10 protein-coding genes are annotated in these 13,732 nt (G+C 71.2%); 1 reads left to right on the top strand and 9 read right to left on the bottom strand.

The annotated features are described in order from the left end of the window. Positions 1 to 227: 227 nt before the first annotated feature. Both ACGFJ7_RS00490 and ACGFJ7_RS00495 read right to left on the bottom strand, forming a co-directional pair. Entirely contained in the window at positions 228 to 1,889 is a 1,662-nt protein-coding gene (locus ACGFJ7_RS00490) for an alpha/beta hydrolase (protein ID WP_392639917.1), read from the bottom strand. Positions 1,890 to 1,985: 96 nt separating this feature from the next. Beyond that, positions 1,986 to 2,678: a SemiSWEET transporter gene (locus ACGFJ7_RS00495; RefSeq protein WP_392639919.1), complete on the bottom strand. Its 693-nt coding sequence runs from the start codon at positions 2,676 to 2,678 to the stop codon at positions 1,986 to 1,988. A gap of 141 nt (positions 2,679 to 2,819) precedes the next feature. Here ACGFJ7_RS00495 and ACGFJ7_RS00500 point away from each other — a divergent pair, with 141 nt between their 5' ends. Continuing rightward, a complete protein-coding gene (locus tag ACGFJ7_RS00500; RefSeq protein WP_392639922.1) occupies positions 2,820 to 4,031 on the top strand; it encodes a hypothetical protein in 1,212 nt (403 codons plus the stop codon). A gap of 2 nt (positions 4,032 to 4,033) precedes the next feature. Here the strand turns inward: ACGFJ7_RS00500 and ACGFJ7_RS00505 are convergent, their stop codons facing one another. The 7 genes from ACGFJ7_RS00505 to ACGFJ7_RS00535 form a co-directional block, all read right to left on the bottom strand. Beyond that, positions 4,034 to 4,483 (bottom strand): YdeI/OmpD-associated family protein, encoded by a 450-nt coding sequence (locus ACGFJ7_RS00505; protein ID WP_360241111.1) that lies wholly within the window; start codon positions 4,481 to 4,483, stop codon positions 4,034 to 4,036. 4 nt (positions 4,484 to 4,487) lie between these two features. After that, positions 4,488 to 6,266, bottom strand: coding sequence for a penicillin acylase family protein (locus tag ACGFJ7_RS00510; protein WP_392639925.1), 1,779 nt, complete (start codon positions 6,264 to 6,266; stop codon positions 4,488 to 4,490). Between the two features lie 276 nt (positions 6,267 to 6,542). Then, entirely contained in the window at positions 6,543 to 6,674 is a 132-nt protein-coding gene (locus ACGFJ7_RS00515) for a hypothetical protein (protein WP_392639928.1), read from the bottom strand. Positions 6,675 to 6,737: 63 nt separating this feature from the next. Continuing rightward, a complete protein-coding gene (locus tag ACGFJ7_RS00520) occupies positions 6,738 to 9,182 on the bottom strand; it encodes an excinuclease ABC subunit UvrA (protein ID WP_392639931.1) in 2,445 nt (814 codons plus the stop codon). Between the two features lie 51 nt (positions 9,183 to 9,233). Further along, positions 9,234 to 10,184, bottom strand: coding sequence for a non-homologous end-joining DNA ligase (gene ligD, locus ACGFJ7_RS00525; protein WP_360241123.1), 951 nt, complete (start codon positions 10,182 to 10,184; stop codon positions 9,234 to 9,236). Between the two features lies 1 nt (position 10,185). Then, positions 10,186 to 11,892 carry an acyl-CoA dehydrogenase gene (locus ACGFJ7_RS00530; RefSeq protein WP_360243506.1) on the bottom strand — a complete coding sequence of 569 codons (1,707 nt, stop codon included), beginning with the start codon at positions 11,890 to 11,892 and terminating at the stop codon, positions 10,186 to 10,188. Positions 11,893 to 11,939: 47 nt separating this feature from the next. After that, the gene (locus ACGFJ7_RS00535; RefSeq protein WP_360241126.1) at positions 11,940 to 13,727 is read right to left on the bottom strand and encodes a sensor domain-containing diguanylate cyclase; all 1,788 of its coding nucleotides are present in this window, start codon (positions 13,725 to 13,727) and stop codon (positions 11,940 to 11,942) included. Positions 13,728 to 13,732: the final 5 nt, after the last annotated feature.

Raw genomic sequence — 13,732 nt, forward strand, 5'->3', positions numbered from 1 at the left:
TGACGCAGCATACGGCCGGTTGGCAGGATTTTGAAGATGCATGGCATATCTGCCACTGTCGGCCCGGCCGGAAGACGAAGATGCTCAATGCATGGAACTCGTACTCGCGCTCTTCTTCCTGGTCATCCTCGTCGCGTCGATCACCGGCAAGGTCGCGGACTCCCGCGACCGAAGCGGCTGGCACTAGCGGTGGGGCGGCCCGGAAGCCGCCCCACCATCGGAGAATTTCAGAGCTTGGCCGGAGTCAGGATCGAATCCGGTAACGGCGCCGCGATCGGCGGCCGCTTCTTCAAGAACGAGGTGGCGGTCAAAACCGGGGTCTGGAACGGCTGCGGCGCGTCGGTGCAGACCTTGCCGCGGGCCGGCGGCTTGCCGGTCAGCAGGTAGGTGTCGATCGCCGTGGTGGCGCAGACCCCGGAGCCGTACGCGGTGTGGCCCCAGTTGTTGCTCGACAGCAGCACCGAGTTCGGCAGCAGCCGGCTCGACGAGACCGCGCCCCGGTAGTTGGTGGCCGGATCCCAGAAACTGCCGACGACCAGCACGGGGGCGGCCGTCCGGCGGGTGAAGGGACCGGTGTACGCGTCCTCGTCCCGCACGGTCCACGTCTTGTGGGCGCACGGGCTGTCGATCCAGCCCCACGAGCGGCCGAAGTACGGCGCCTTGGCGTCTCGCCGGTCGGCGTACCGCGGCCAGTCCGCCGCGTTGGCCGGGAACCGGCCGTCGGTACAGATCACCGTGGTGCCCGCCTCGGCGCCGTTGTCGTACGGGAAGTCGTACGCCCGCGAGGCCCGCGCGTCCTTCACCCGCGTGACCAGGGCCGCCGTGGAACCACCCCGAAGGGCGTCCCCGACCAGGTCGGCCAGGGCGGTGACCTGCTCGCCGGCGTCGAACTGGTAGAGCGCGCCGAGGATCGCCCCGACGAAGACGGCGTACGTCACCTGGATCGTCCCGCCCTCGCCGTCCGGCAGGGCGAGCGGCTTCTTCTTCAGGCTCTGGGCGATGGCGTCGAACCGCTTGACCGGATCACCCTCGGCGAAGACGCACTTGCTCTCGCCCGCCTTGTCGCAGCGTTTCAGGATCTCGATCAGCGCCTTGTACGCGCCGTCGCTGGAGTGCAGCCGGTCGTCGATGATCTGCCGGGTGTTGCCGACCCAGGCGTTCGGGTCGAGCACGCCGTCGACGACCAGCGCCCGGAACCGGCTCGGGAACATGTTGGCGTAGTACTGCCCGAGCGCGCTGCCGTAGCTGAAGCCCAGGTAGTTCAGCTTCTTGTCGCCGACCGCGCGGCGGATGACGTCCATGTCGCGGGCGACCTCGGCCGTGGAGGCGGCGCCGGTCAGTGGCCGGCCCGTGGTCGAGCAGGCCTTACCGAGCAACTGCGACCCTTTGACGTACGCCTTCTCCTCGGCCGTGGTGACCGGGAAGGGCACGTTCATCAGGTCGAGGACCGCGGTCTGGTCCTTGACGGACTTGAAGCAGCGCACGTTCTGGCTGGCGCCGATGCCGCGCGGGTCGACGCCGACGACGTCGAAGCGCTGGAGCAGCGGGTCGGTGAGCCAGTTGGGCGCGTCCAGCGCGAACTGGGTGGCCGAGCCGCCCGGCCCGCCCGGGTTGACGAACAGGCTGCCGATCTTCTTGGCCTGGTTCTTGGCCTTCACCCGCAGCACGGCGATCTCGGTGGTGGCGCCGCGCGGGTTGTCGTAGTCGAGCGGAAGCCTGACCGTGGCGCACTCGGCGTAGTCGTAGCACTTGTACCAGCCGAGTTTGGGCGTGGGCACGGCGTCCGGGCCCGTTTTGGCGGTGCCGGCCAGCGCGGGGGCCGTGACGGCACCCGCCGCCAGGGCCCCCGCCAGCGCGGCGGTGAGTAGTCGGTGCGTCTTCAGAGGCATACGGAACGACCCTTCTGACGGGAATGACGCCCGGCATAGTAAGGGGTCGATGCACGCTCAGTGATCTTGCGACGATGACAAATGCCTAGGAACCGGTCAGACTCCGGCCATCGCCAGGTTACGGGTGGTGATCGAGTGCCGCCAGGAGACGGCGGTGACGGGGGCGGTGACCGGCCGGCGCTCGCGGCGCCGGTGCAGGCAGGTGACGACGATGGTGGCGCTCACCAGGCCGACCAGGGCGGACGCGGCGACGGCCGGCTGGGCGGTCAGTACGCCGTACAGAAGCCAGGAAGCGGAAGCACCCGCTCCCAGACGCCAGCGCAGCGGAGAGAGACCGCTGATGTCCGCCTGGCGGTTGCGAAGCAACGCCAGCGGTTGCGGGATCGCGGAAAGGAAGGAGACGCCGGCCAGCAGCGGACCCAGGACGGAGGCGGCCATGTGACCGGTCACCGCGGGCAGCGCCGCGGCGACCGCGCTGAGCAGGGCGGCCACGGCGACCGCGCCGGCCACTAACAAGGCCCGCCGCGGGCGCGGCGACGGCTGGGTGACCAGGAGCGCGACCAGGATGGCCAGGCCGGCCAGTCCGGTCGCCGTGTTCGTCATCACCTGGATCCCCTCCCCGCTGAGCAGGCCGTAGGTGATCCAGCCGATCGGCATGGCCACCCCGAGGGCGCAGGCGGTGGCCGACAGGCCGCTGGTCCGGCGTTGCACGCAGGACTTGTAGACCTGGGGCCAGGAGAGGGAAACGGACAGCGTGGCGGCGACGAGGCCGAGAGCGTGGGTAAGCATGACCCCGTTCCCATCGCCGCGGGCCACCGGCTTCTGAAGGACTCCGGCTCGAAGCCACCGATCTGCAACCGTCCGGTCCGAACCTTTCGCATGAGGCAAGGGGGGTGACATTGCCTCGGCCCGGTTTGGCACAGTGGACAGATGCTGACCGACGTGGACCTGCCCGCGCCCGGATTGCTCTGGACCCGATGGGCGACCCTGGCCGCCGGCCTGACCGGCATCGGGTACGACGACGTCTGGTTCGTCGACGACCGGGGCGCCCACCACGACGATCACGGGGGCAGCTGGGCCCGGCTCGCGCTGCTCGACGGCGCCCGGGCGGTCCTGTTCGGCTATGACCGCGATCACAGCGGGACGGCCGACGCCGACCCGCCGATCGACCTGCTCACCGGCGCGCCCGACTGGCTGCCCTGGGACGACCTGACCGCCCTGGCCGAGACCGACGCGCTCGGCTTCGTGGTGTGGCACGCCGAGGGCCGCTGGTCACGCACCCGCTACCGCGACGGCGTGAGCGACGGGCTCGTGCAGACGGTCGGTGCCGTGCTGAGCAACGAGAACACACTGACCGAGCTGGCCGAGATCGTCGCCGAGTGGGGCCGGCACGAGCTGCGCACCCCGGCCGAGCGCGACGACGTCCGGGCCGCCGGCGAGGATCTGCTGTCGGCGGCGGTACGAGGGCAGGTCACCGGCCCCGCCTTCGAACGGCTGCTCGGCCGCCTCACCGAGCCCACGCTCGACCTGGCGGCCGCCCTGGCCTGCGCCGACCGCGGCGGGATCACCGCCGGCCACCGGCCACCGCGCGTCGAGCCCGGCGTGCGGCCGCCGATGCGCCGGGTCCGCAAGCTCAGCCAGGGCGAACACGACCGTCTGGTGTGGTCGGCCATGCAGGACGCGGCCGAGCTGACCCGCCCGGAGCCGCCGGCCACCGACGAGCTCGAGGCGCTGGCGGCGTGGATGCGTGACCGTTCCCCGCACGGCGACGGCCGGTGCACGGCCCTGGTCTACGCGGACGCGACCAGCCTGAGCGCGCAGCCCGGCAAGCACCCGCCGCTGGAACGCCCCGGCGAGGCGCGCTTCGCGTCCTTCCAGGAGCTGGGTGATCTCGTACGCCGTCTGCGCCGCGCCGAGGCCGACCCCCGTTACGGGCGCTGGCTGTTCCTGCGTGTGCAGACCACGGCCGCCGACGTGCTGGTGGAACGCCGCTACGACTCGTGGCCGCAGTGGTGGGCCGACGACGGCGTCTCCGGCCCGTGGCGCACGAACCTGCAGGAGGAGATGGCCACCCGCGGCCCGGCGTGGCGCCCGGGGTGGGCGCGGTTGCTCGACCCCGAGGTCGCGTACCGCCCCCGATAGCCCTAACGAGGCTTGCCCTCCCGGAGCAGCCCGACCGACTTGGCCAGCCTCCGGCTCCGGGTCTCGGCCGTCTTGGCCGAGGTGAGCTGGTCGACGTGCCAGCGCTGGTTGCTGAACGACAGCGTCGACCAGAACTCGCGCGCGGCCGGCTCGGCGTCGAGGGCGGCCCGCAGATCGTCCGGCACCTCGATCTCGCGCGGCGCGGTGTCGAGCTCCACGTCGACGTCGAAGACCTCGCCGCCCTCGACCCCGGCGGCGGCGCGGCGCTCGGCGCTCACCCCGAGCCAGTAGCCGCCGCCCATCTTGGCGATGGTCGAGCGCATGGTGAAGCCGTGGAAGGTGGCGACGACCTTGGGCCGGCCACCACCGCCGAGCGCGGTGACGATCTCGTCGGGCACCTCGAAACCGGTGGTCGTGCCGCCGGTGCGCTGCAGTTCGGCGCGGAACCTCATCGGGTCACTCCTCGATCAGCTCGGTCCAGTCCAGGACGAGCGGGATCATCTCACCCCGCGTCCAGAGCGGCAGCTGGTCGCGAAAATGCGGACTTTCCGCGTCGCCGGACGCCCCGAACGGAACCACCCATCGGCTCCGGGCGCGGTCGTTGACATCCCAGACGTACCTGGCGACTGGGCCCTTGCGGCAGAGATCCGTGATCCCGGGCGCGCTCGACGTGCACAGCACGGTGTCCCGCTCCCCCGACAACTCGACGCGGGGAAGGTCGACGTCAAGACCCGGCAGCCGTACGGGGTCGAGCAGGTGCCGCTCGCCCCACGGCCCCGAGGTGATCGTCGCCGGGTCGACCAGGTCCTCCGGCTTCAGGTTCAGCCCCGCCAGCACGCTGTCCTGCAGAAGCCCGACCCGCGCCCGCGGATCGACGTCGAAGATCTCGTCGAACCCGGTCGGCTCCTTCAGGCCGGCCAGCGCCGGATGGTCGTAGAGCCGCCGCGCCACCCGGTCCCGGAACGCGGCCCGGCGGCCCGCCTCGACGCTGTCGGCCGGCATGCTCGTGTCCATGTGGATCCGCTCGTGCGGCGTCCCCGCGTCGAGCAGCTCCCGGATCCGGTCGGCCCGCTTCTTCGAGGCGAACGAGACGCCGTACGCCTCGGTGTCCGGCCGTCGATCGTTGGCGTTCACCGCGCTCGCCATCGCCACGCGGGTCATCGGCACGTGACCGGGCTGCCAGGTGTACGCCGGCTCCCAGGCCGGCACGGGCAGGCGCTTGTTCCGCTCGTCGCGCAGGGGCACGCGCCCCACGGTGAGCTGGAGGAGCCGCCCGCTCGTGTCCGCGGTGAGGATGCTGTTGACCGGTTCCACCCAGCCCTCAAGAGCGCCGGCCACGTCATCGACGGTCCGGGCGTGCAGCAACGGCAGAAGGGCGGCGAACCCGAGCTCCAGGCCGGCGCGGGCCGGCGTACGCAGGGAAAGGTTGTGATCGATGACCGGCCCCCGGGCCGTCTCCACGATCTCCACCTCGACCTCGTCGCCGCCCCGGGCCGGAATCGTCTCGACGTGCCGCGTGACCGGCTCCCAGCCCTCGGGCCCGCGCGCCCGATCCCCGCGAATGTCCTCGATGTAGAGATCCTGGTAGTCGGCCTGAGCGTTGGTGACGGCCCAGGCCACCGTCTCGGCCTGCCCGAAATGCTGCACTCCCGGCACACCGGGGAAGGTGAGCCCGAAGACGTCGAACTCCGGACAGCTCAGCCGCACCTGCTGATAGCCACCGGGCAGCTCGATCGCCCGATGCGGATCCCCGGCGATCTCCCCGTCCCTGGCCCACGCGTTGCTGCCGGTCTCCCCCGGCCCTTCGGCGTCGAACCACCCCACCTTGTCCTCACCGAGCGTTCGCGCGACATGGGCGTTGAACATCTTCGCCGTGAAGCTGCCGAACACGATGTGCCGAGCCAGGAACACCCCGAGCGGCGTCCAGTCCGCCCAGACAAGCCCTTGACTGCGAACCCCTTCCCCGTACGCGGTCAGCCAGCCCCGGGTCCGCTCATCCAGCTTGCCGTACGCCTTCCGCGCCGTGTCGGCGATCCGGGCCCGCCGCGCGAACCGGTCCCAGGCCACCCCGTCCGCCCCGACCAGCTCGGCCAGCAGCCCTTCGGCCCGCCGCCGCTCCACCTCGAGCTGCCGCCCCCGATCGGCGACGGCCACCCGCCCTTGCAGAAACGCCAGCTCATCGACCGAGCCCGCCCGCAGATGCGGAATCCCGTACGCGTCACGAAAGACCTTCATGCCACACATGCTTACCGGCAACCCGCCCACCGAGCGACCCGGTTCCCGCCCCGGACACTCGCGCCCGCCCTCGCGAGAGCCGCCACGCCCTCGTGGAACGGGTCCCCCGAGCGGCCCGCCACCAGTTGCCCGCGCCGACGGGCCGTCCGCTCACCTACTCGCCCGCGAAATCGGGGTCGTCCGCGTGCCGGCGCGGTCACGACCTCGAACGGTGGTGCAACTGCGTCGCCGTCGGCAGCCGCCGGGCGAGGCCGCGAACGACAGCCCATGTGTCGCTCATGGCCGGGGCCGTCCACGCCCTCCATCGAGATCGCGAATGTCGGCCCTGACTCGGCGGCGCTCGATGTAGGTGAAGTTCGGGAAGTCGTCGAACTCCTCCTCGCCGCAGTTGAAGATGTCCGTGGCCATGGGCATCGAGGTCGGCCAGGAATCGGGCCGGCTTCGCGGGCGGCGGGAACGGGCGGACGGGCTTCAGGAGGGCGGCAGGTGGGAGGCCAGGTAAGGGCCGGTCACGCTGTCGGGGGACGTGGCTATTTCGGCGGGGGTGCCCTGGGCGACTATGCGGCCGCCGTCGGGGCCGCCGGTCGGGCCCATGTCGATGACGTGGTCGGCGGCGGCCAGGAGGTCCAGGTCGTGGTCGATGACTACTACGGTGGCGCCGTCGGACAGCAGGCGGTCCAGGACCTTCACCAAGGTGGCGATGTCCACCGGGTGCAGGCCCGTCGACGGCTCGTCCAGGACGTAGAGGACGTCGCGCTGGGTGGAGCGCAGGCGGGCCGCTATGCGCAGGCGCTGGGACTCGCCGCCGGAGAGGGCGGGGGTGGGTTCGCCCAGGCGCAGGTAGTCGAGGCCCACGTCGGCTATGGGGCGTAGGGGGCGGGCGATCGCCGGGATCGCCGTGTAACGGTCCAGGGCCTCGCGGACGGTCATGGTGAGCACGTCGGCGATGGTGAGGTCGTCCACGCGTACGGCAAGCGTCTCGTCGTTGAATCTCGCGCCGTGGCATTGGGGGCAGTCGACGGTGATGTCGGGCAGGTACTGCACGTCCAGGTCGATGGTGCCCAGGCCGCGGCAGGTGGGGCACTGGCCTTCCCTGGTGTTGAACGAGAAGTGGGCGGGGGTGCGGCCGGACGCGGCGGCGAAGTGGGCCCGTACGGCGTCGAAAGCGCCCGAATACGTGGCCGGTGTCGAGCGGGCGTTGAGGCCGATCGGGGTGGCGTCGATCTCCACCACCTGGCGTAGGGTGCCCAGATCCACGGATGTGACGTGGGGCGGCAGCGGGGTGCCGGCCAGGCGGGCGCGGGCGGCGGGGACCAGGCTGTCGAGGACCAGGGCCGTCTTTCCGGCGCCGGACGGGCCGGCCAGGGCGGTCAGGCGGTTGATCGGGAAGGTCGCGGCGACGTCGCGCAGGTTGTAGAGACGGCCGACCTTGAGCTCGATCGCGGACCGGGCCGGGCCGAGGGGCGCGCGGGACACGGCCGGGCGACCGGCCAGGAACGGGCCGATGACGGAGCGGCGGTCGCGCTGGATCTGGGCGGGTGTGCCCTCGGCGACGATCGTGCCGCCGGCGCGGCCGGCGCCGGGACCCATCTCGATGATCCAGTCGGCGGTGCGGATGACGTCGAGGTCGTGTTCGACGATCACCACCGAGTTGCCGTTGCCGGCCAGGGCGGCGATCGTCCTGCGCAGCCCCTCGACGTTGCTCGGGTGCAGGCCGACCGACGGCTCGTCGAGCACGTAGAGCATGCCGGTGGTGCTGGTGCGGACCGTCGAGGTCAGCTCGATCCGCTGGCGTTCGCCGGTCGACAGGGTGGCGCCGGCCCGGTCCAGGCCGAGGTAGCCGAGGCCCAGGTCGAGCAGGGGGCCGATCGCGCCGGTCAGCTCGCCGGTCAGGCCGGTGGTGAGGCGGTCCAGCTCGGGTGGCATCAGCGGCGGCAGCTCGTGGGTGAAGGCGGCCAGGTGGTCGAGGTCGAGCGCGCTGATCTGGGCCAGGTCGCGGCCGGCGAGCCGGGAGCGCAGGGCCTCGGGGCGCAGCCGGGAGCCGTGACAGACCGGGCAGGTGTGCGAGTTCAGGTACTTGCTGTCGGCCGACTTCTCGGCGGCGGTGACGGCGTTGTCGTACGTGACGTTGAGCCGCACCGGGCGGCCGTCGCGGCCGGAGACGGTCACCGGCTGCTTCACCGGCTCGCCGTACAGGACGAGATCTTTCTCCTTCTTGGACAGTTTTCCGTACGGCACGTCGAGCCGGACGCCGAGCTCGCCCGCCGCGTACATGCTCAGCCGGCGGCCGCCCACGTTCCACGGCCGCACCGCGCCCCCGGCGATCGTCTGGCCGGGGTCGGGCACCAGGGTGGCCGGGTCGACCTCGTACACCGTGCCGAGACCGTCGCAGCGCGGGCAGGCGCCGATCGAGTTGAACGCGAACGTCTCGGCCCCGGGCGCCTCGAACCGGGCGCCGCACACCGGGCAGGTGATCTCCATGGCCTGGGTGGCGATCGACGGCGGTACGTCGTGGCCGTTGGGGCAGACGTGGGTGCCGAGCCGCGACATGGTCAGCCGCAGCACGTTGAGCACCTGGCTCATCGTGCCGACGGTGCTGCGCGGCCCCGGCACCGGCGGCCGCTGCCGCAGGGCGAGGGCCGGCGGCAGGTGGTCGATCCGGTCGGCGTCCGGCCGCTGGGCCTGGGTGAGACGGCGGCGGCTGTACGTGCTGAGGCCCTCCAGGAACCGGTGCAGGCCCTCGGCGTACAGCGTGCCCATCGCCAGCGACGTCTTGCCCGAGCCGGACACCCCGACGACGGCCACGGTCCGCCACAGGGGCACGTCGACGTCGAGGTCGCGCAGCGTGTTGTGCCGCACCCCGCGCGCTTCGATGGCGCGGGGCAGCGAGTCCGGCGGCGGTCCGAGCTTGGCCATCTGTCTGTCGTAGCCCACAAAGATCGCCGCCGGGGCGTTATGTCGGCGGCCTCACACGTCGGCCGGTCCCTCCAGGCCGGCTTTCTCGTCGCGGTCGGCCCATTCGAGCAGGGTTTCCAGCGAGAAGTGCTCGTCGTCGATGGTGGCGTGCAGGTCGCCCAGGCCGGCGAAGCGGGCCGGGACGGTCCGGATGGTGAAGTCGTCCGGCTCGACGTCGGCGATCTCGTCCCAGGTGATCGGGGTGGAGACCGTGCCGCGCTGGTTGCCGCGGACCGAGTAGGCGCTGGCGATCGTGTGGTCGCGGGCGTTCTGGTTGTAGTCGACGAACAGGGCCGCCGGGTCGCGGTCCTTGCGCCACCAGGTGGTGGTCACGTCGTCGGGGGCGCGGCGCTCCACCTCGCGGGCGAAGGCGAGGGCGGCCCGGCGGACGTCGCCGAAACCCCAGTCGGGGCGGATCCGGACGTAGACGTGCAGGCCGCGGCCGCCGGACGTCTTGGGATATCCGGTGATGCCCAGGTCGTCGAGGACCGAGCGGGCCACGCCGGCGACGCGGCGGACCCGGTCGAACGGGCAGTCGGGCATCGGGTCGAGGTCGATGCGCCACTCGTCGGGCTGTTCGGTGTCGGCCCGGCGCGAGTTCCACGGGTGGAACTCGACCGTGGACATCTGCACGGCCCAGATGACGTCGGCCAGCTTGGTCACGCAGAGCTCGTCGGCGTGCCGGTTGTAGCGCGGGAACTTCACCCGGACCGTCTCGAGCCAGGGCGGGGCGCCGTTGGGCACCCGCTTCTGGTGGACCTTCTCGCCGGCCAGCCCGTCCGGGAAGCGGTGCAGCATGCACGGCCGTTCGCGCAGCGCCCGCACGATGCCGTCGCCGACCGAGAGGTAGTAGTCGACCAGGTCCCGCTTGGTCAGCCCGAGCTCGGGAAAGTAGACACGGTCGGGGTTGGAGACGCGGACGTCGAAGTCGCCGACCTCGACCTGGATCGCCGGGGACGCCATGTCAGCCGAGCCAGGCGGGGTCGAGGTCGGCCAGCAGCGTGTCGCGGGAGTCGAGCAGGTCGAGCATGGGCCCGATCTTCGGCAGCTCGTGGGTGATGAAGTAGCGGGCCGCCAGCCGCTTCCCGTCGTAGAACGCGCCCGTCTTGTCCCCCACGGCGTCCAGCTGCGACAACCAGATCCAGGCGATCACCAGATGGCCGACGGCGTCGAGGTAGGCGGTCGCGTTGGCCAGCGCGACCGTGGGATCGCCGCCGTCCCAGAGCCTGGCGGTCGTGCGTTCGACGCGGTCACAGAAAGCGAGTACCGACGCGTCCTGACATGACGCCCGAATTTTCGACAGAAGCAGAGATAGGCCGGCCCCGCCCTTCATCACGGCCTTGCGGCCGAGCAGGTCCAGAGCCTGGATCCCGTCGGTGCCCTCGTGGATCGAGTTCAGCCGGTTGTCCCGGTAGAACTGCTCCACCGGATATTCGCGCGTGTACCCGTACCCACCATGGATCTGGATCGCGTGATCGTTGGCCACCCGGCACCACTGCGACGGCCACGCCTTCACGATCGGCGTCAGCACGTCCAGCAGCAGGTCGTTCTCTCCCGATGGCTCGTCCAGCAGCTTCGCCGCGTAGAGGATCAACCCCAGACCCCCTTCGACGTACGCCTTGGAGGCGAGCAGCATGCGGCGTACGTCGGGATGGTCGACGATCGGCACGGGCGGCGCGGCCGGGTCCTTGGCCGCCACCGGCCGCCCCTGAAGGCGTTCGCGCGCGTAGTCGAGCGCGTGCAGATATCCGGTGTAGCCCAGCGCCACCGCGCCCGCCCCGACACCGATCCGGGCCTCGTTCATCATGTGGAACATGTAGGCCAGGCCCTTGCCCTCCTCGCCGACCAGATATCCGGTCGCCTCGTCGAAGGAGAGCACCGCGTTCGTCGTACCGCGCCAGCCCATCTTGTGGTTGAGCCCGGACAGCGAGACGCCGTTGCGCTCGCCCACCGTGCCGTCCTCGGCCACGTGGTGCTTGGGCACGATGAACAGCGACAGGCTCTTGACGCCGGGCGGCGCCCCGGCGACGCGGGCCAGCACGAGGTGCACGATCGTCTCGCTCAGCTCGTGGTCACCGCCGGAGATCCACATCTTGCTGCCGCTGATCTTGTACGACCCGTCGCCGCTCGCCACCGCCCGCGTGAGCACGTCACTGAGCGACGAGCCGGCCTGCGGCTCGGACAGGCACATGGTCCCGGTGAACCGGCCCTCGACCATCGGCTGGACGAATCGCGCGACCTGCGCGGGACTGCCGTAGGTGGTCAGCAGGTGGGCGTTGGCCATGGTCAGCAGCGGGTACGACGAGGTGGCGATGTTCGCCGCCTGGAACCACAGGAAACAGGCGCGGGCCACCACGGCCGGCAACTGGAGCCCGCCCAGTTCGGCGTCCATCGTGCCGGAGATCAGACCCGTCTCGTTGAAGACCTTCAGCGCGGCGCCGACCTCCGGGTGCACCTGGACCCGTACCCCGTCGAAGGTCGGCTCCTCCAGATCGCTGCGGCGGTTGTGCGGGGCGAAGTCGCGCTCGGCGATCTGCGCGGAGACGTCGAGGAAGGCGTCGAACGTCTCGCGGGAGTGCTCGGCGAAGCGCTCCCGTTTGGTGAGCGTCTCGACGTCGAGCCACTCGTACAGGAGGAAGTCGAGATCACGACGCGAGAGGATCTTGGACACCACCGGCACCACCTTCGATCGGGAAGTTGCACCCAGTGTGCCGCTTTTCAGTCCGCCGCGCGGTGCCGCCCGCCCGTGCTCCGGCGATCCCGGCCGGATTTCTTCACCGCGTACATGGCGTGATCGGCCGCACGCAGGGCCTCGTCCGGATCGCCGGCGCTCGGGGCGAGATGCACGCCGACGCTCGCGCCGATCCGTACGTCGATGCCGTCGATCGTGAATGGCTTCTCGATCGCCGACCGGATCCGGTCGCAGGCGGCACCGGTGTCGGTATCGCCGGCGACGCCGGGCATGAGCACGACGAACTCGTCGCCGCCGACCCGGGCCAGCACGTCGCCCTCCCGCACGCAGCCGGTCAGCCGCCGGGCGACCTGCCGCAGCAGCTCGTCGCCGGCCTCGTGCCCGTGCGCGTCGTTCACCGGCTTGAAGCCGTCCAGGTCGACGAAGAGCACGCCGACCGGCTGCTCCCGCAGCGAGGCGCCGAGGGCGTCCTGCATGCGGCGCCGGTTCGGCAGGCCGGTCAGCGCGTCGTGCTGCGCCTCGTGCGCCAGCCGCTCCTGGAAGGCGCGGGTCTCCGAGATGTCCCGGGCGTTGATCACGACGCCGTGCAGGGCCGGGTTGTGCATCTGGTTGGAGGCGGTGAACTCGAACCAGCGGTACTCGCCGCGCACCGAGCGCGAGCGGCATTGCAGGCGCAGCACGGCGTCCCGGCGGCTCAGCAGCAGGGCGAACTGCTCCCGCATGTACCCGCGGTCGTCCGGGTGGATGATGTCGAAGACGCTGCTGCCGACCAGCTGCCCCTGCTCGAAGCCGAGGATCGCCTTGGCGCTCGGGCTCGAGTACTCGATGTCGCCGTTCACGTCGAGCACCGAGACCAGGTCGGGCGCGTGCTGGAAGAGGGCCTGGAAGCGCTGGTCGGCCTGGCGGCGCTGCTTCATGGTGCGGTATCCGAGGGCGGCGATGGCCAGCACGCCGATCAGCAGCATGGCGAGCAGGGTCAGGTTCAGGGTCTGGCTCTTGGAGTGCACGGCGCCGTCGAACGAGGCCTGGCTCTGCGTACGCACGTAGGCCCAGCCGCCGGGCAGGCCGCCGACCACGATGGCGATCATCTTGGCGCCGGAGACGTCGGTGTACTCGACGAACTCGGTGTTCGGGTCGGCGGCGAGCGCGGCGCGGATCGCCGGGTCGACCTTGTGGCCGAGGTCGGCGGAATCGCTGGTCGCGGCGATCGTGCCGGTGCTGTCGACGATCGTGGTGAGGTGGGTCTTCCCGCCCAGGGAGACGGTGTACTTCTGCAACGGCGTGTGGGCCACGTCGTTCAGGCCGACCAGCAGCGCCACCGCGCCGCCGCCGACCATCACCGGGACGGCGACGGCCTCCAGGTAGGTGGCGTCGACCGACATGATCGACGAGACGCCGTACGTCTGATCCGCGGCCAGCATGGCCAGCATCGGCTTCCAGCCGGCGTCGGTCATGGCCGGCACCCCGGTGTCCCGCGAGCTCGTCAGGACGGTGCCCTTGAGGTCGAGCAGCAGAGCCCCGTACGAGAAGTAGGTGCTCTTGGCGGCCAGTTGCCGCAACGCCGTCCGATCGACCGCGCTGTCCCGGCCGAGGTGCAGCGAGTTGTCGTTCAGGAACTCACCGAGCTCGGACGCCGACAGCCTCTGCATGGCGCCGACGAGAGTCTTGTTGTTCACGCCGAGCGCGCGTGAGTCGGCCCGGTGGACCTGATCGGCCGCCCGCAGCGCCGACCGGTTGACCAGGATGCCGATGGTGCCCGCGGCGGCCAGCAGAACAACGCTGATCACGACCGCGATCCAGGTACGCAATCGCATGAATG

The organism is Actinoplanes sp. NPDC048988 (genome assembly GCF_043197815.1).
Lineage (GTDB): Bacteria > Actinomycetota > Actinomycetes > Mycobacteriales > Micromonosporaceae > Actinoplanes.